Raw genomic sequence first — 17,963 nt, 5'->3', positions numbered from 1 at the left:
GCAAATTACTACCTAGGTGATTACAGTATAATCTTAAAAAAGAAGAATTTAAGAATTTTTATGCTTAATAGTGAGAAAATTGTGAGTTATTGCTTAAAAATTCACGATTTTCTTCTTCAATCATTTGACGGGCTACATACAGAATAAGCTGACGTAACCAGCGGTGTGCAGGATGATGGTGCAATAACGGACACCAAGCCATTTTTAATTCAAATTCAGGAATATAAAATGGTGGATCTTTGAGCAGCAGGTTTGGATTGTTCGATTGTAATTTTGCAATACGGCTTGGGAGAGTGGCAATCAAGTCAACATTGGATGCCAAAAGTGCAGGCATTTGATAATGACGGGTAAAGACAGAAATTTTACGTTTTTGACCAATACGTTCTAAAGCCTGATCAATCCAGCCAAGACCGGCTTGTTTATCAGGATTGACACCAAAGCCAACCCCCATACCAGTTTTAGATACCCAGATATGTTGTGCATCTAGATAGCTTTTAAGATTTAAGTTCGCGCTAGCAGGATGTTTGTTATTGAGTAAACACGAAAAACTGTCACGCCAAACCAAGACCTGATGGAAACTTTGTGGAATTTCATTGAATCGGTTAATGGCTAAATCAACTTTACCCTGTTCCATGTCACGGTAAGACACGTCACTTGGGGTTAAAAAGTCGAGAACCACATTCGGTGCTTCTGAACGCAAAGCTTTAACCAGCCGAGGAACTAGAGTCGCTTCGGCATAATCAGAGGTCATGATGCGAAAAACGCGATTCGAGGTATAAGGGCGGAATTCTGTACGAGGTTCCAAAATCATGGATAAATCAGCAAGAGCATCTCGGATTCGCGGCTGAAGCTCTAAAGCACGTTCTGTTGGAGTCATGCCTTCAGAAGAACGAATTAAAAGCGGATCATTAAATAAATTACGTAGACGACGTAAAATATTACTCATGGCGGGTTGGGTAACGCCCAATTGTTCTGCTGCGCGGGTTACATTTTTTTCACGTAAAAGAACATCAAGGTAAATTAATAGATTGAGATCGACCCGCTCCAGATTCATATAAGAAATACCGATAATAAAACCATGAAATTATATTGATTATGCCATAAGCGGTAAGGCTTGTGTAGGAAATATGATGAAGAAAAAATCGGTATAAAAGTGAATCTGTTATAAATTTAGTCATTTTATAGGAGCTGAATTCTTGATGATTATCAATTGGTTTTTAAGAAAATTAGAATATAAGTTTGATAATCTGCATAACTTCAATAGAGGGAGTTTAAAGTTTAATTTTCGACTTATACAATTCGCTCAAATAGAGCAGTTCTAATTGTGTCGATGTTAATTGAATGGAAAGGCCTTGAGGTGAAAAGCTGTATTTCATAAATTTATACTGAAAAGCGAAATGATCCTTTTACAGCTCAGGTTTTGAATAGATAAAAAATAAGAACACATGATTTGATGAAATAAAATACAATTGTATTTTTAAAATACTAAGGATTAAATAACAAAAAAACAGAGGAAAATGGAGCAGATAGTTCTTTTTTAATAACCCCTATACTTAGGTCTAATGAAAAATAAAACAGCATTTTGCTTATTTGTTATACAAAAAAAGAATTTTTGTTTTTTCAATATAGTATTAAAAATTAGTAACTTGTGAAATATGGGGGGAATTATAATTAGACTTTAATCTACATATTTTTTAAATAAATACTGAAGATTCTTGCAGACTATTGGATTAATTATTTGACTGCATCTAAGCTGTGTTCATTGCAACGAAGTGCTCTAAATCTGAACAAATCAATATCTTGCAGATTTAGTCCTTTGATTGATGAAATCCTAAAATTATATACAGGAAAATATCATGACTACATACCAAACAGCGATTGACGCAATCCGCGAATTAAAAGCAAAATTCGGCAACACTTGGCGCGATATCAGCCCAGAAGATGCTGCGCGTATGCAAATGCAAAACCAATTCAAAACTGGTTTAGATATTGCTAAATATACTGCTGCTATTATGCGTCGTGATATGGCTGAATATGATGCTGATTCTAGCAAATATACTCAATCTTTGGGTTGCTGGCACGGTTTCATCGCACAACAAAAAATGATTGCGAACAAAAAATATTTCGGTACCACCGACAAACGTTACATCTACTTATCTGGTTGGATGGTTGCTGCACTTCGTTCAGAATTCGGTCCGCTTCCTGACCAATCTATGCACGAAAAAACTTCAGTACCTGCTTTGATTGAAGAAATCTACACTTTCTTACGTCAAGCTGATGCGAAAGAATTAAACGACTTGTTCCGTGCGCTTAAAAAAGCAAACGAAGCGGGTGATACTGCTAAAGCGGCTGAAATCACTGCACAAATCGACGGTTTCCAAACTCACGTTGTACCAATTATTGCGGACATCGATGCTGGTTTCGGTAACGAAGAAGCAACTTACTTGTTAGCTAAGAAAATGATCGAAGCGGGTGCTTGTGCACTACAAATCGAAAACCAAGTATCTGATGCGAAACAATGTGGTCACCAAGCAGGTAAAGTAACTGTTCCACATGAAGACTTCATCGCTAAAATCCATGCATTACGTTATGCATTCTTAGAAATGGGTCTTGATGACGGTATCATCGTTGCGCGTACTGACTCTGAAGGCGCTGACTTGACTCAAAAAATCCCAGTGGTTAAAGAGCCAGGCGACATCGCTTCTCAATACATCGGTTTCCTAGAAACTTCTGAAATTGACATCGCTGATGCGCAAGAAGACGAAATTCTAATCAAACGCGATGGTAAATTACACCGTCCTAAACGTTTACCTTCTGGCCTTTACCAGTTCCGTGCTGACACTCAAATTGATCGTGTTGTACTTGACTGCGTATCTAGCCTTCAAAACGGTGCTGACTTACTTTGGATCGAAACTGCGACTCCAAACGTTGACGAAATCGCTCACATGGTTAACCGTGTACGTGAAACAGTGCCAAATGCTAAGCTTGTTTACAACAACAGCCCATCATTCAACTGGACTTTAAACTTCCGTCAACAAACTTATGACCGTTATGTTGCTGAAGGTAAAGATGTATCTGCATACGACCGTGCTAAATTAATGAGCGCTGAGTATGACGAAACTGAATTGGCTGCTGACGCTGACGAAAAAGTACGTACATTCCAGGCAGATGCTTCTCGTGAAGCGGGTGTGTTCCATCACTTGATCACACTTCCGACTTATCACACAGCTGCTCTTTCTACACATGAGCTTGCTAAAGGTTACTTCGGCGATCAAGGTATGCTTGCTTATGTTGCTGGCGTACAACGTAAAGAAATCCGCGGTTCAATCGCATGTGTTAAACACCAAGCAATGGCTGGTTCTGACATCGGTGATGATCACAAAGAAATCTTCGCTGGTGACAACGCGCTTAAAGCGGGTGATGACGCTAAAAACACAATGAACCAATTCGGTGGTTAATCCTCCCGAATGATTCAAAAAGAACCCTGCGAAAGCAGGGTTTTTTTATAATTGTTTTATATAGTAAATAACTTGATAGGGAGTAAAAAATCTTAGGGTACTAAAATAATCAGCCAAGTAAAGAAAATAATCGCCAGTGCAACAAATTGCGCAGCACTACCCATGTCTTTAGCACTTTTTGAAAGCTCATGTTTTTCTAAAGAAATACGGTCCACCACTGCTTCAATCGCTGAATTAAATAATTCAACAATCAGTGCCAACAAACACACCGCAATCATCACGGCTTGGTCTACACGGGATACATTAAGAAAAAAACTCGCAGGAATTAGAATCAAATTTATAAATACAATTTGACGAAAGGCAGCTTCATTAATGAATGCAGTTTTAAAACCCGAAAAAGAATAATGAGTGGCATGGATAATACGCTTAAAACCGGTTTTGCCTTTAAAGGGGGAATATGAGTTCATAACAAAAAATTTTCATCAATTTCAGACACCATAGAACAGATTTATTAAACAGAGATTAATTTCAAATGCTTTATGATTAAATTTTCTTATGATAAAAATATGTAACATCAAAATGTTAAGAATAGTTCTTTTGCATCTATCAGGTTGCTATCTCTCTCAATTTGAATCCTAAAAACTATATTCTTGGGTGATGTTTCTATGAGCTGAGTGAATCTAATTAAATTTAGATTGAATTAAGGGTTGCTTATATTGAATTGAATAAAGTGAATCTATTTTCAGCTGTTGAGGGTGGATTTAAAAAGCAATCCTGTTCAAGCAAGGATTAACAGTCTGATGAAAGAAGATAGGGAATGAACTGGCGGATAATTCCAGATCAAATGGCATATCTTCATAGTTTCTCCTTATTTATGACAAAAATTGTTTTTTCTGTTAAATGTTATTGTATTTTGATTTTTAGTCACTGAATATCAACCTTAATAAGCGATCTTAGAATTCATTCTAAGGTATAGCAACATCACTTCTTTAACCTGCGATCAAGTCATATGCTGTCGAAATTTTTTATTCAACGACCTATTTTTGCCGGTGTACTGGCCATTATTGTGATGGCTTTTGGGATTTTTGCGGTGCTGAATTTGCCTGTGGAGCGCTATCCTGATATTGCACCGCCACGCATTACGGTGAGTGCAACCTATAATGGTGCTTCAGCAGAAACAGTCGAAGAAAGTGTTACCCAAGTTTTAGAACAGCAAATTAAAGGTATTGATCATCTGCTTTATTTTAGTTCAAGTAGTGATTCATCGGGTCGTAGTCGAATCAGCATTAGTTTTGAAAATGGCACAGATCCTGATACCGCACAAGTTCAAGTACAAAATGCAATTAACGGGGTAGTGAATCGTTTACCTGAGGATGTACAACGTCAGGGGGTGAATGTATTTAAGTCCCTTGGCGATACCCATATGGTCATTGGCTTGTACGACGCCTCGGGTAAAAGTGACAATATTGCACTGTCAGATTATATGATGACGCATTTAGAAGAAGATTTGGCGCGCATTGAAGGCGTGGGTGAAGTTGATGTTTTTGGTTCGCAATATGCAATGCGGATTTGGTTAAATCCCTTAAAATTAAAACAATACAATTTAATGCCCAGTGATATTCGGGCAGCAATCGAAGCACAAAATACCCAAGTCGCTGCTGGGGCAATTGGTGATTTACCCACTCTCAAAGACCAATACCTAAATGCTAAAGTGACTTCAGGCTCACGTTTAAAAACCGTGCCTGAATTTGAAAATATTATTGTCAAATCTGCCCGCGATGGAAGTTTTATCTATTTAAAAGATGTCGCACGTATTGAGTTAGGTGCAGAAAATTATCAATCATTCAATACCATTAATGGTTTTGAATCTGCCGGAATGGGGATTTCCTTAGCTTCGGGTGCCAATGCTTTGGCCACTTCAGCCTTAATTAAAGCGGAGGTCGATCGTCTTTCGACACAATTGCCTGAAGGCTACAAACTGGTTTATCCACGCGATAACACTCCCTTTGTACAAGAGTCCATTAAGGAAGTAGTCAAAACACTGTTTGAAGCCATATTGCTGGTAATTGTAGTGATGTTCATCTTCCTGCAAAACTGGCGAGCGACACTTATTCCTGCCATTACCGTACCTGTGGTCATTTTAGGTACCATGGCTGTGCTCTATGTGTTAGGCATGAGCATTAATACCCTAACTTTATTTGCCTTGGTACTGGCGATTGGACTCTTGGTTGATGATGCCATTGTGGTGGTTGAAAACGTCGAGCGCTTGATGCATGAAAAGCAATTAACGGCGAAACAAGCGTCGATAGAGTCCATGCAAGAAATTAGTGGTGCATTGATCGGGATTACCCTGGTGCTGACTGCTGTATTTATTCCCATGGCATTTTTTGGTGGCTCAACCGGAGTAATTTACCGCCAATTCTCAATTACCTTGGTTGCAGCCATGGCCTTATCTCTGGCCGTTGCCCTTATTTTAACGCCTGCTTTATGTGCACTGATTTTAAAGCCCAATCCACAACCGGCCAAATGGGCGCTGTGGTTTAATCAAAAATTGGATGCTTTAAAACATCGTTATTTAAAATTATCTACTCTTACCATTCAGCATAAAGCGATTTGCTTAGTCATTTTTGCCGCACTCATCAGTGTCTTTGCTTTATTTTATCGTGCCTTACCGACCAGTTTTATTCCAAGTGAAGACCAAGGCATTTTAAGCGTACAGTTTAAATTGGTCGATGGTGCACCGATGTCGAAAAGCCGTGAAATTGGTGAACAGATTCGACAATATTTTCTGGAACATGAAAAAGATAACGTGAATTTAGTGATGATTCGCTATGGACGTAATTTTTCCGGCACGGGACAGAATCTGGGTCAGGGTTTTATTGCCTTAAAACATTGGGATGAGCGTTCTGGTAAAGAAAACTCGGCACAAGCAATTCGCGAACGTGCTTTAAAATATTTCAAAAAAAACCCCAATGCACAAATTAACGTCAGCATGCCATCTTCGGTCAGTGGTTTAGGTCAAACTGATGGACTGGATTTTTGGATTCGCGATGTTAATGGTCAGGGACGTCAATTTTTGGACACTCAATTTAAGCAACTTCAGGAACAGGCAAAACAATATTCCACTTTTGAAAATCTGGATAAACGTTCCAATCCGGATAAAGCCGAACTGAAAGTTAATGTAGACCAAAAACTGGCTATGGCCAACGGACTCTCACAATCTGCAATTAACAGTACTTTGTCCAGTGCCTGGGGCGGCAGTTATATCAATGACTTTATTGATCGTGGCCGGATTAAACGCGTGATGATGCAGGGGGATGTCGAATTCCGGTCCAAGCCTGAAGATTTGCAGTATTGGTATGTGCGCAATGATCTGAATCAAATGGTGTCATTTAGCAATTTTGCCAATGTGACCTGGAGTGGGGGGCCTGAAGTAGTGAACCGTTATATGGGGTATACCGCGCTGCAAATGGAAGCCGATACTGCAAAAGATGTGAGTTCAGGCCTCGCCATGCAAGATGTTGCCAAACTGGTTGGACAGCAGCCCGGTATTGATGTGGCATGGAGCGGTTTATCTTATGAGGAAAAACAGTCCAGTAATCAGGCCTTGTTGCTGTATCTGATCTCAATTGGCTTTATTTTCCTGTGCTTGGCTGCACTTTATGAAAGCTGGTCGATTCCTAGTGCTGTGATGAGTGCCATTCCTTTAGGGATTGGCGGAAATATCCTGTTCAGCTATTTTGTCGGTTTTCCCAACGACATTTATTTCCAGATTGCTCTGCTCACCACCATTGGCCTGTCCTGTAAAAATGCCATCTTAATTGTTGAGTTTGCATCGCTGGCTCAGGATCAGGGGCGCAGTGTGATTGAAGCCGCCTTGGAAGGTGCAAGCCTGCGTTTGCGTCCAATTCTGATGACTTCGCTTGCCTTTGGTGCAGGGGTAATTCCATTGGTCTTTGCCTTTGGTGCAGGGGCTGCTAGCCGCCAGGAAATTGGAGTGAGTGTTTTAGGTGGGGTAATTTTTGCGACCGTGTTGGTGCTGATTTTTATTCCATTTATGTATGTTCTGATCCGAACTGTATTTAAAGGTAAAGCTCAACAGGAATCTTAAACACTCTCCATCATCTCATAAGTATGATCTTAAAGATGCTTATTGGGTGAGGGGTGCTGCAGTTATGAGCCATGCAGCAGCAGCCAGATGATAAAAAGTCATATCGGCAAATATAGGAGTCTGGTTATTCATCCTTATTTGTTATTTTCGATCATTGAACTGCTGTATTAATCATATCGATACACAGCGATAAGAAAAGATATGATGTAATCTCAAGTGTTTAGATAATGCTTTCCTGGGAATTAAGGCTTATGCCAGAGCAACAACAAAAAAAACTCAGTCAGCAAGAAGTTGTGCGCCTCGAACGGGATTTAGCCAAGTTTGCCAATATGATGGACTCTGTGGTACGTATTCCGTTTACTAAACAAGGCGTCGGGGCAGATGCTGCTTTAAGTACGATTCCCATTGCCGGAGATGTCGCAGGTTTTGTCTTGACCTGTTATGCCATTTATAAGGCCAAGCAAATAGGGGTACCACAAAGCAAGCTTAATCCGGTGATGAAACTGGCTATGCTGGATGCAGTGGTGGGTTTTGTCCCTGTAGTAGGAACGGTTTTTGACATTTTTATTCGTCCCAGTCGTAAAGCTTTAGCGATTGTGCATGAGCATATCCGAGAGGAATACCAGATTGGTAGTGATTCACATGTGGTTCATCCATTTCTGCATGAAAGTTTAGAGCGTAAACAGCAGAGCTCGGCTTTTTGGCGAAATCCTGTGGTAGCTTGGTTGTGGTTACATATTCCTGATCTTTTAGGTGCAATCGTTTTAGTATTGATGCTGATTGCGATGTGGTTCGGTTTGAGCTGGTTATGGCAATGGTTTCCGGCTATGAATACTTTTTGATTTTTAGTGGATAAGATCTATGGATTATATTGCTGCAAACTTACCTGCAATCAATGTTGAAGACACTTGTGATTTTTATCGTATGCTCGGTTTTCAATGTTTGCATCAATCAAAAGAATGGCTGATTCTAAATCGGGGTAGTTTGAGTTTAGAGTTTTTCCATCATCCCGAGCTGGAGCCAGAAACTTCTTGGCATAGTGCGTGTATTCGTGTTCAGGATTTGGCAGCACTTTATCATGCGTGGCAGGGTTTAAATTGGTCTGCATTTGCACTAGCACGAATCACTGCTATAGAACACTTAACTGAAATAGAGATGTTCTATGTTATTGATATCAACGGCAGTCTGTTGCGTTGTATTCAGCAGCATTAAAAAAGCCTCCATGTGGAGACTTTTTGATATTCAATTTAATTAACCAATATTTTTAATCAAACCATATTATGGGCAGTTAAGCTGATGTAGGGCAGCTACACGTTGTTCAATCGTTGGGTGGGTCTGGAATAAAGCTGCCAAGCTGAACCCTTCTTCCTTACCTTCCGCAATTGCAAATGCTTTCATTTCTTTAGGCATTTGATCAGGCAATTCTGATTCTGCCTGTAAACGTAATAATGCAGAAATCATGGCTTGTTTACCGGCTAAACGAGCACCCGCTTCATCGGCACGATATTCACGCTGACGCGAGAACCACATGACAATAGAAGATGCCAAAATACCAAACACGATATCTAGGACGATGGTAATACCGAAGTAGGCCAGACCCGGTGCTTCGCCGTCTTCACGACCAAACACATTACGGTCAATAAAGTCACCAACGACACGTGCAAAGAACATCACGAAGGCATTGACCACACCTTGGATCAAGGCAAGGGTCACCATGTCACCATTGGCAACGTGACCAATTTCATGCGCAAGTACCGCACGAAGTTCGTCTTTGTTCATTCGTTCGAGTAAACCCGTTGAAACGGCTACTAAAGCGTCGTTTTTGTTCCAACCTGTGGCAAAAGCATTGGACTGATAAGAAGGGAAAATACCCACTTCTGGCATGTTAATACCAGCGCGTTGCGACAATTGCGCAATTTCTTGTAATAACCATGCTTCTGCTTGGTTACGAGGCGCATTTGGGTCAATTAATTCTGTCCCAGTAGTTTTTTTCGCCATCCATTTTGACATGAACAGGGAAATGAGAGAACCAACCATACCGAAGACAAAACAGATGACCAATAGGTTGCCTAGATTTAAGCCACCCGCGCCATGGTAACTACCGACACCGAAGAGTGACAAAATAATGCCAGCTACAACCAGTACCGCGAGGTTGGTAAGCAAGAACAAACCAATCCGCATCATTGAGAGAATCCTCTTATAATAAAAAAATAATCTGATTTATGAATCAAAAATCATGTTAGTAAATATGAGGTGTAAGTCTTAAAAATTCAAGAAGAAAAATAAGTAATTCTGTTGGATGAGGCGGATTAAAAAAATGACTTTATTAGTCGCTAATTGAAATTTTTGCTGAAGCCGTGGCATGTGCCGTGGCGTAAGAGCCTATAGGTGCGTCCGTAAAACTCCCATCAGAGGCCATAATAATTTGGCGTTGCACGCTATAGTGCGGTGTCGAGCTGGAAGAAGACTCATCAGGGGAAGATTGCGCAATAATTTTTGCATTATTCGAGTAGGAATCGCTACTTGAACCGTTACTGCCAGCAATTCCACTAGAGTATAAGTTGCTATAACGACTGCTGACCCGTCTTACATAATCCTGCGTTTCTTTAAAGGGAGGGATGCCGCCATATTTGGCAACATTGCCTTCACCCGCATTATAACTGGCTAAAACCAGGGAGGTATTACCGTTAAAGCGTTTCATTAACCAAGACAAATATTTTGCCCCCCCCATAATATTTTGATGAGGATCATAAGCATTTGAAACATTAAAGCGTCGCGCCGTTGCTGGCATCAGTTGCATTAATCCTTGTGCACCGACTGGAGAACGTGCATTGACGTTAAAACCGGATTCAGTATGCATGACTGCTTTAATCAAGCCTTCAGAAATGCCATGTTGCGATGCTGCTTGTTTAATAATCGGGTCAAATGCATTTTTATTTCGACTGTAGCTGGGCAAAACTGAAGCTTCTGAACTTCCCCAGTTACTATAACTATGCATATTACTGTCAGGGTAGTAAGTCTTTTTTTCTACTTTCAAATGGCTATAGCGGCTCTGTTTATTGGTGAGCAAGGTAGTTCCATTTGACTCTTTTAACTGATAAATAGTTTGACCGGCATAACTGCTCGATGCAACCAAACTAACTGTTACATACCCCAACAAATAAAGACCGATACTTACAAGGTTATTTTTCATTTTTTTATTTAGAAAAAATCTGCTCCAAACAGTTCAACAGGAGTTTAACAAAAAAAAACAGAATAAAAAGCTTTGTAGAATTAATTTCTCAACAAGTTTGTAAAAAGCAAGTGCTAATTGTAGAGAGAGTAATCAAAAAATATTTTAATTTTTTTTTTAATCAGGATAACTTGACACCAGTAACATACTGATTATTAATAATATTTAAATTGATCAAAAAATGATCAATTTAAATAGAAGCCTTAAATAATAGGACAGACACCTTGTCAAGCCTTTTGAAATCCACAAAGTTATCCACAGGTTTTGTGGACAACTGTGGAAAAGTACAATTGGTAAGCGTTGTGCATAAAATTTGAACTCTAACGTCTAAAATAACACTTGCTTGATTACGTGAAAATGACAATGAAGATCAATTTTCAGAATTTACATTCTTTTGGTGCTTGTTAACTCTGAATCGGCTAAAATTGCGCGGTATTTTTATTTATGGGTAAATCTCGTCTATGTACTCGCCAGTTGAGTCCGAACAAGGATTTAATTTCAAACCAGAACTGCCAACAAGTTCGGCATATTACCGTTTGTTGAAAAAGCTTCGCCGCCAAGTCGGTCATGCCATTCGTGATTTTAAAATGATCGAAGAAGGTGACAAGGTGATGGTATGTATTTCTGGTGGTAAAGACAGTTATACCTTACTGGATATAATGTTGCAGTTCAAACGGATTGCACCCGTAAACTTTGATGTTGTTGCGGTGAACCTAGACCAAAAGCAGCCAGGTTTTCCTGAAGATGTCTTACCACGTTATCTGGAAGAAAATAACATTCCATATTACATTCTGGAAAAAGACACCTACAGCATTACCAAAAAGTTGACCCCTGAAGGTAAAACCTATTGTGCGGTTTGCTCGCGTTTACGTCGTGGTTCACTGTATGGCTTTGCCCAAGAAATTGGCGCGACCAAAGTAGCTTTAGGTCATCACCGTGATGACATTATGGCAACTTTCTTCTTGAATCTGTTTCATGGCGGTAGCTTAAAAGCTATGCCACCAAAACTGTTGTCATCTGACAAGAAAAATATTCTGATTCGTCCACTGGCGTATGTGGAAGAAAAAGACATTATTAAATATGCAGAAATGCGTCAGTTCCCGATTATTCCGTGTAACTTGTGTGGTTCACAGGAAAATTTACAGCGTGCCATGATTAATAATATGTTGCGTGAATGGGATGCACAGTATCCGAAGCGTTTACATAGTATTTTCGGTGCCATGCAAAATGTATCGCCTTCGCAACTGGCCGATCGTGAACTGTTCGACTTTGAAGCTTTAGATGAACAACGTGAAATTGATTTTACCGGTAGCTGTTCAACAGAAGAGGAACCGCAAAGCAAACGTATTAATATGGTGAACTTAGGCTTTGCTGCTGAATAATCGTTGTGGTAGACATCAGTTTTAGGATTGGTGTCTATTTATATATTTGATTCAGTTAAATAATGTATTAGAAATATAAAAATTGAACGTATCGTGCAAAAAACTTTAAGCAGAAAACAATTTTACATGCTATAACAATCCTCAAGCATAAATAGCTTCACAAAGATGTTGTCTGGATAGGCGACACAAATGAACGAATAAATTGAGGAAAGATCATGCCTACCTTTTTAACTGATGATTGGTTTTCAACTGTAGAAACCTTAACTGCGCAAGCGGGTGATTTAAACTTGCCACCTGCATTGGCAAATTTAGCAATTAACTTGGTGGTTACAGATGTACAAGGCAATACAGAATTGTCTTTGGATGGTGGGGCAATCAAAAAAGGTTTATCTCCAAATGCGAAAACCACTTTGAATATGGATGGTGAAACCCTTCGTAAAGTATTCCTGGAATTTGATATGGCTGCTGCTATGCAAGCCTTCATGACCGGGAAAATTAAGGTTCAAGGTGATATGTCACAATTGATGGCTTTACAAACTGCCAAGCCAAGCCAAGAACAAAAAGATTTATTTAAGAAAGTGCTTGAGCAAACAACTTAAGAAATTTTAAGCATAAAAAAGCTTACCCAAAGGTAAGCTTTTTTTATATCTAGGATATATTAAATATTCACTAACTCTGAAGTTTTAATATGTTCTAAATAGGCACGAATACGTGTCACATATTGTACTGCTTGACGATAACGTCCATTACTGGCCTTATTTTTATCCAAATAACTGTACAGATTAACCCAGTTATTTGGGTTTTTACCTTGTGCCCGAATGCGTTTCTGAATCTGATTTACTGCACCTGGCCCCATATTATAAGCCACAAGTGCGTACCAGTTGCGGTCAGGAAAAGGTACGTCTGAATAGCGGCTTAACATCTGGTCGTAATATTTTGCTCCACCTTCAATACTTTGGGTAGGATCAGTTCGGTTACTGACCCCCATAGCCTTTGCGGTATTGTTGGTGAGCATCATTAAACCACGCACACCAGTAGGCGAGACGGAATTAGGTTTCAGGTAAGACTCCTGATAACCAATCGCTGCTAACAGATGCCAGTCTAAATCATATTTAGCTGCAGTAGTTTTAAAGCTGGCTTTATAAATCGGCATACGCTTATTCAGATCACGCTGAATAGTATCCCAAGCTTGTTCTTCTACTACATTCTGGTTATAGAATGAAGCAAGTTGTCGAATTGCACCCGATTGTTTGCCTTTGCAGACAAAACCACTCGCAGTTTGGGTGAGTGGATCATCTGCATGTTTAAACACCCAGTTCAGATTGGTATTCAAGCCATTCTGTTTCAAGCTGCCCATATCACCACAAGTTGCAGAAAAAGAAGTTAAACGCTTCTGTTCAATTGAACTGAGATTTGCGGTGGTCATGGCAAAGTTGGCTTTACCTTGGGATACCCATTTGAGTGCAGTCGCATTATCCGGTACGGTTCTAAAGATCAGCTTAACATTTAAGCTGTTGGCATAGTTGCGTGCCAAGTCATAACCAAAACCATGTAGATGCGCACCATCTTTAAATACGGTGGTCGAATTTTCGACTGAAACGACGGTGAGTTGCTTGCCGTTAACTACAGAATCGTACTGGGACGATTTACTTGCATTAATACTGTGAAACGGGATTAACAAGGTACTGAATGCAAGAATTTTTAATGAGAGAGAAGATTTTAAAGAGTTAAGGCAAAGCCTCACTCCAGAAGTTGAACTACTGTGCATGTTGTCTCCGCTACAAGTAATTTATGCCCTAAAAAGCAAAGGCGCACATGCCTCAAGCTTCTTCAAGTTTGATAAATTCAATAAGGGTAGGGCAGTCATGACGTCATTCAAAAATGACATTGGATTAAAAGGAGAATAATGTAGAATTTCTACACAGATTAAAAAATAGACGATTTGAGAACATGCGCGAATAATAAGGGTGAAAAATAAACTTGTCAAATTTTGTACTAAAGTTTTTGGAGATATGTAACATAAGGAATTAATTTAATTGAAGAATTAATTTTATAAACTTTAGTTATGTGTAAATAGCGGATAAAATAGACCATTCTTGTAAACAAAATGTCAGTAAAATATCAAAAGAGACTATGAAATCTAACTTAATTACACGTTCTGGGCATGATAAATTAGTCGCAGAATTACAACATTTGTGGCATGAAGAACGACCAGAAATTACCAAAAAAGTAAACTGGGCGGCGAGTCTAGGCGATAGATCGGAAAATGCTGACTACCAGTACAATAAACAAATTTTACGTAAGATCGACCGTCGTGTTCGTTACTTGGGCAAGCGTTTAGAAGAGCTTAAAATTATTGATTTTTCACCTGAACAAGAAGGAAAAATTTATTTTGGCGCTTGGGTGGAAATTGAGAATGAAGAAGGCGACCAAAAAACTTTACGTATTGTTGGTGTGGATGAAATTTATGATCATCATCCACAGCATATTTCGATTGATTCGCCTATGGCACGTGCCTTGCTCGGAAAACAAGTCAATGATGAAGTTGAGGTGCTAACTCCATTAGGTAAGAAACAGTGGTATATCAATCAAATTCGTTATGAAATACCTGAAAATTCAAAAAATTAATATATTTTGTTTTTATTTTAAGCGGTTGATAAGGAAAACATAGAAAAGTATTTGCCAAGATGGGGTTTTATTTATATCATAGCCGCCATTGGAAGCGTGGCAGAGCGGTTTAATGCACCGGTCTTGAAAACCGACGAGGGTGTGAGTCCTCCGTGAGTTCGAATCTCACCGCTTCCGCCAAATTCAAAACCCCGATTATTAATCGGGGTTTTTTATTGCCTAATTTTTTTATTCATAAAAAACTAAAGAATAAATAAAGAAAAAATTTGAATGATATTATGGGGAAGTAGAATTGATGAACATTAACTAGATATCGATGTCATTAATTAAAAAAAATCAAATGTGAAAGTCTTTAAGTGAGCACTTATTGAGATTTGATTACCGTGAGTGATCAAGGAACGGAAAATTAGCTTCGCAAAGTATAAAAATACACAGCAGAGCGCGATTAAAAAACACTTCAATAACACGATTTCAATTCATTATTGATATCTCAGTTGAACTAAATAAGCATCGGAATGAGTTGCTTTATTCCTCTATATTTCTATCCATCATCTTTGGTTGATGAAAGCAGTAATTCTTGTTGAATCCAATCAATAAATTTTTGGATCAGAGGAGAGGACTCTCGACTAGAATGCACTAAATAATAAGAACGGCTTCCTTCGAGTTTTTTACTTGATGCGATGACCAATTCTTTGTTTTGAAGTTCTGACTCGATCAGGATTTGTGGAATGAGTGCCATACCCATTGATTGTTTGGCCGCTACCGCTAACATGGAAAACAGTTCATGCCGATGACCCATGTCAGATTTCGGATAAAAAATTTGATGGGTTTTAAACCATTCCTGCCAAATGCTAGGGCGGGTGGTTTGTTGTAACAGTGGAAGTTGGGTGAGTTGTTCAGGGCTTAAATCATAGTTATATTCATTAATCATTTGTGCATCGGGAAAGTTTTTTAAAATAAGCTGGGGGGAACAAACAGCAATCAGGTCTTCTTTCATTAAATAATGGGTTTGTACGTCTGGCCAATGCGCAATTTGCTGAGGTGTTCCTGCATATATGGCTGCATCAAAGATGGTTTCATTAAACAGAAAGGGTTTGGTGCTGGTTTCCAAATGGACGGTAATTTCAGGATAAATTTCATTAAAGCGATGCAATTTAGGGAGCAGCCAACAGGTAGCGAATGTAGGAACCACACCTAATTTTAACGTTCCGCCTAGACCTTTGTGCGCCATAATATCTAAAGTACTTTGCTCCAGACCCAGTAAATAGGGTTTGATCAGACTGTAATATTGCTGTCCTGCAAGGGTGAGTTCGACGCCATGTCGGGTACGGGTGAATAATTCAAGCTTTAGAAATTCTTCGAGTCGTTGAATTTGCCGTGACACCGCACTTTGGGTAATACACAGTTCTTGTGAGGCATGGGTATAACTGGCATGTTTCGCCGCAGACTCAAAACATAATAAACTTTGTAATGATGGGATGTGACGACGCATAGATAAATCTTTTTATCTGAAACTAGATATTTTAAAATGACATATGAAGATGCGAAACCTATTCAACTTTAGTCTAGAAATTGAATAATATCTGACAAATAAATTCGCTAACTCCCTTGTTATCTACCTGCTTAAAATAAGATATGCGTAAATGGTATATCTGCATGAAAATTTATCGTTTGAAAGAATCTTTTTTCCCCCCTAGCATCGATTCAGATAAATACAACATGATATCGAGCAGAGGACGCGATGAATCAAATGATCAATATCAAAAAAACAGCAAAAGTTCAATTTAACTGGCAAGATCCATTTTTAATCGAGCAGCAACTCACAGAAGAAGAGCGCATGATTCGTGATTCTGCCCAGGCCTATTGCCAGGGTAAATTGTTGCCGCGTGTCCTGGAACAGTTCCGCCATGAACAAACCGATGCTTCCATTTTCCGTGAGATGGGTGAGCTGGGCCTGTTGGGTCCCACCATTCCGGAACAGTATGGCGGTGCAGGGCTGAACTATGTCAGTTATGGCCTGGTGGCACGTGAAATTGAATATGTCGATTCGGGTTACCGTTCCATGGCCAGTGTACAAAGCTCGCTGGTGATGGTGCCAATTAATGAATTTGGCTCGGAAGAACAGAAACAGAAGTATTTACCCAAACTGGCCACTGGGGAATATATCGGCTGTTTCGGCTTGACCGAGCCGGATCATGGTTCTGACCCGGGCAGCATGATTAGCCGGGCCAAAAAGGTCGAGGGCGGTTACCGTTTAACTGGTGCAAAAATGTGGATCACCAACAGTCCGATTGCCGATGTGTTTGTGGTCTGGGCCAAAGAGGTTTCAAAAGAAGGTAATGTCGGCGAGATCCGCGGCTTTATTCTGGAAAAAGGCTGGGAAGGGCTGTCTGCACCGGCGATTCACGGCAAGGTCGGCTTGCGTGCCTCGATTACTGGTGAAATCGTGATGGATAACGTGTTTGTACCTGAAGAAAATGCCTTCCCGGAAATTCGCGGCCTGCGTGGTCCGTTTACCTGCCTGAACAGTGCCCGATACGGCATTGCCTGGGGCGCGATGGGGGCGGCTGAATTCTGCTGGCATACTGCCCATCAATACACCATGGACCGTAAACAGTTTGGCCGTCCACTGGCGGCCAACCAGCTGATCCAGAAGAAACTGGCGGATATGCAAACTGAAATTGCACTGGGTTTACAGGTTGCCTTACGTTTTGGCCGGATGAAAGATGAAGGCATTGCATCGGTTGAAGGGACTTCACTGATCAAACGCAACAACTGCGGCAAGGCGCTGGATATTGCCCGACTGGCGCGTGACATGCTCGGGGGCAACGGCATCAGTGATGAGTTTGGGGTGGCCCGTCATCTGGTCAATCTGGAAGTAGTCAATACCTATGAAGGCACCCATGACGTGCATGCCCTGATTCTGGGTCGTGCACAAACTGGCATTGCTGCGTTCGGTAATTAATTGAATTCTTCAATTCAGGATGTCTATTCGTGGACATCCTAGAGATGTTTGGTCTCAAAAAATTAATAATTAACTTAAATTAAAGGATTCATCGTGAAACATTCTTGTAAATCTTTGCATTTTCACGCTTAAAGTTCAAATGGAATGATAGAAAAATAATAAAGAACCTCAGGCCAATGTAGAGAAA

Annotated in this window: 14 protein-coding genes and 1 tRNA gene; 9 read left to right on the top strand and 6 right to left on the bottom strand. The window is 39.9% G+C overall.

Features of this window, described 5'->3' with window-relative positions:
- Positions 1 to 64 precede the first annotated feature (64 nt).
- On the bottom strand, positions 65 to 1,054 hold the full coding sequence (locus AC3CAU_RS13865) for a LysR family transcriptional regulator (protein ID WP_131215443.1): 990 nt from the start codon (positions 1,052 to 1,054) through the stop codon (positions 65 to 67).
- An 802-nt stretch (positions 1,055 to 1,856) separates the two neighbouring features.
- On the opposite strand from AC3CAU_RS13865, the gene AC3CAU_RS13860 reads away from it, so the two are divergent.
- Complete coding sequence (locus AC3CAU_RS13860; RefSeq protein WP_447053435.1) at positions 1,857 to 3,458, top strand: isocitrate lyase; 1,602 nt, start codon at positions 1,857 to 1,859, stop codon at positions 3,456 to 3,458.
- Positions 3,459 to 3,550: 92 nt separating this feature from the next.
- On the opposite strand, the gene AC3CAU_RS13855 is transcribed toward AC3CAU_RS13860, so the two are convergent.
- Entirely contained in the window at positions 3,551 to 3,925 is a 375-nt protein-coding gene (locus tag AC3CAU_RS13855) for a diacylglycerol kinase (protein WP_131215440.1), read from the bottom strand.
- 542 nt (positions 3,926 to 4,467) lie between these two features.
- On the opposite strand from AC3CAU_RS13855, the gene AC3CAU_RS13850 reads away from it, so the two are divergent.
- The 3 genes from AC3CAU_RS13850 (at position 4,468) to AC3CAU_RS13840 (ending at position 8,781) form a co-directional block, all read left to right on the top strand.
- The gene (locus tag AC3CAU_RS13850) at positions 4,468 to 7,569 is read left to right on the top strand and encodes a multidrug efflux RND transporter permease subunit (RefSeq protein ID WP_447053434.1); all 3,102 of its coding nucleotides are present in this window, start codon (positions 4,468 to 4,470) and stop codon (positions 7,567 to 7,569) included.
- A gap of 251 nt (positions 7,570 to 7,820) precedes the next feature.
- A complete protein-coding gene (locus AC3CAU_RS13845; RefSeq protein ID WP_447053433.1) occupies positions 7,821 to 8,411 on the top strand; it encodes a DUF4112 domain-containing protein in 591 nt (196 codons plus the stop codon).
- A 19-nt stretch (positions 8,412 to 8,430) separates the two neighbouring features.
- Positions 8,431 to 8,781, top strand: a complete 351-nt coding sequence (locus tag AC3CAU_RS13840) for a VOC family protein (protein ID WP_447053432.1) — start codon at positions 8,431 to 8,433, stop codon at positions 8,779 to 8,781.
- Between the two features lie 66 nt (positions 8,782 to 8,847).
- Here AC3CAU_RS13840 and htpX read toward each other — a convergent pair whose 3' ends face one another.
- Positions 8,848 to 9,753, bottom strand: a complete 906-nt coding sequence (htpX, locus tag AC3CAU_RS13835) for a protease HtpX (protein WP_131215431.1) — start codon at positions 9,751 to 9,753, stop codon at positions 8,848 to 8,850.
- A 142-nt stretch (positions 9,754 to 9,895) separates the two neighbouring features.
- The gene (locus AC3CAU_RS13830; protein WP_447053431.1) at positions 9,896 to 10,762 is read right to left on the bottom strand and encodes a lytic transglycosylase domain-containing protein; all 867 of its coding nucleotides are present in this window, start codon (positions 10,760 to 10,762) and stop codon (positions 9,896 to 9,898) included.
- Between the two features lie 500 nt (positions 10,763 to 11,262).
- Between AC3CAU_RS13830 and ttcA the strand changes: the two genes are divergently transcribed.
- Together ttcA and AC3CAU_RS13820 are read left to right on the top strand one after the other, a co-directional pair.
- Positions 11,263 to 12,183 (top strand): tRNA 2-thiocytidine(32) synthetase TtcA, encoded by a 921-nt coding sequence (ttcA, locus tag AC3CAU_RS13825; RefSeq protein WP_131215427.1) that lies wholly within the window; start codon positions 11,263 to 11,265, stop codon positions 12,181 to 12,183.
- A gap of 215 nt (positions 12,184 to 12,398) precedes the next feature.
- Positions 12,399 to 12,782 (top strand): SCP2 sterol-binding domain-containing protein, encoded by a 384-nt coding sequence (locus AC3CAU_RS13820; protein WP_131215425.1) that lies wholly within the window; start codon positions 12,399 to 12,401, stop codon positions 12,780 to 12,782.
- A 59-nt stretch (positions 12,783 to 12,841) separates the two neighbouring features.
- Here AC3CAU_RS13820 and AC3CAU_RS13815 read toward each other — a convergent pair whose 3' ends face one another.
- On the bottom strand, positions 12,842 to 13,951 hold the full coding sequence (locus tag AC3CAU_RS13815; protein WP_131215423.1) for an MltF family protein: 1,110 nt from the start codon (positions 13,949 to 13,951) through the stop codon (positions 12,842 to 12,844).
- Positions 13,952 to 14,316: 365 nt separating this feature from the next.
- On the opposite strand from AC3CAU_RS13815, the gene greB reads away from it, so the two are divergent.
- Both greB and AC3CAU_RS13805 read left to right on the top strand, forming a co-directional pair.
- Positions 14,317 to 14,811, top strand: coding sequence for a transcription elongation factor GreB (gene greB / locus AC3CAU_RS13810; RefSeq protein ID WP_424619307.1), 495 nt, complete (start codon positions 14,317 to 14,319; stop codon positions 14,809 to 14,811).
- A gap of 90 nt (positions 14,812 to 14,901) precedes the next feature.
- Positions 14,902 to 14,991, top strand: a tRNA-Ser gene (locus AC3CAU_RS13805).
- Positions 14,992 to 15,352: 361 nt separating this feature from the next.
- Here the strand turns inward: AC3CAU_RS13805 and AC3CAU_RS13800 are convergent.
- The gene (locus AC3CAU_RS13800) at positions 15,353 to 16,303 is read right to left on the bottom strand and encodes a LysR substrate-binding domain-containing protein (protein WP_447053430.1); all 951 of its coding nucleotides are present in this window, start codon (positions 16,301 to 16,303) and stop codon (positions 15,353 to 15,355) included.
- Between the two features lie 249 nt (positions 16,304 to 16,552).
- Here AC3CAU_RS13800 and AC3CAU_RS13795 point away from each other — a divergent pair, with 249 nt between their 5' ends.
- On the top strand, positions 16,553 to 17,776 hold the full coding sequence (locus AC3CAU_RS13795; protein WP_447053429.1) for an acyl-CoA dehydrogenase: 1,224 nt from the start codon (positions 16,553 to 16,555) through the stop codon (positions 17,774 to 17,776).
- The last annotated feature ends 187 nt before the right edge of the window (positions 17,777 to 17,963 follow it).

Source organism: Acinetobacter sp. GG23 (genome assembly GCF_057766365.1).
Note: the sequence above shows the minus strand (reverse complement) of the source record. Positions and strands in the feature narration are given on the sequence as shown.

Excerpts from the sequence above, each read along its gene's own strand:
- AC3CAU_RS13830 (WP_447053431.1), bottom strand. The coding sequence starts at position 10,762 with ATGAAAAATAACCTTGTAAGTATCGGTCTTTATTTGTTGGGGTATGTA.
- AC3CAU_RS13850 (WP_447053434.1), top strand. The coding sequence starts at position 4,468 with ATGCTGTCGAAATTTTTTATTCAACGACCTATTTTTGCCGGTGTACTG.
- htpX (WP_131215431.1), bottom strand. The coding sequence starts at position 9,753 with ATGATGCGGATTGGTTTGTTCTTGCTTACCAACCTCGCGGTACTGGTT.
- AC3CAU_RS13860 (WP_447053435.1), top strand. The coding sequence starts at position 1,857 with ATGACTACATACCAAACAGCGATTGACGCAATCCGCGAATTAAAAGCA.
- AC3CAU_RS13840 (WP_447053432.1), top strand. The coding sequence starts at position 8,431 with ATGGATTATATTGCTGCAAACTTACCTGCAATCAATGTTGAAGACACT.
- AC3CAU_RS13855 (WP_131215440.1), bottom strand. The coding sequence starts at position 3,925 with ATGAACTCATATTCCCCCTTTAAAGGCAAAACCGGTTTTAAGCGTATT.
- AC3CAU_RS13800 (WP_447053430.1), bottom strand. The coding sequence starts at position 16,303 with ATGCGTCGTCACATCCCATCATTACAAAGTTTATTATGTTTTGAGTCT.
- AC3CAU_RS13815 (WP_131215423.1), bottom strand. The coding sequence starts at position 13,951 with ATGCACAGTAGTTCAACTTCTGGAGTGAGGCTTTGCCTTAACTCTTTA.
- AC3CAU_RS13795 (WP_447053429.1), top strand. The coding sequence starts at position 16,553 with ATGAATCAAATGATCAATATCAAAAAAACAGCAAAAGTTCAATTTAAC.
- AC3CAU_RS13820 (WP_131215425.1), top strand. The coding sequence starts at position 12,399 with ATGCCTACCTTTTTAACTGATGATTGGTTTTCAACTGTAGAAACCTTA.
- AC3CAU_RS13845 (WP_447053433.1), top strand. The coding sequence starts at position 7,821 with ATGCCAGAGCAACAACAAAAAAAACTCAGTCAGCAAGAAGTTGTGCGC.
- AC3CAU_RS13865 (WP_131215443.1), bottom strand. The coding sequence starts at position 1,054 with ATGAATCTGGAGCGGGTCGATCTCAATCTATTAATTTACCTTGATGTT.
- ttcA (WP_131215427.1), top strand. The coding sequence starts at position 11,263 with ATGTACTCGCCAGTTGAGTCCGAACAAGGATTTAATTTCAAACCAGAA.
- greB (WP_424619307.1), top strand. The coding sequence starts at position 14,317 with ATGAAATCTAACTTAATTACACGTTCTGGGCATGATAAATTAGTCGCA.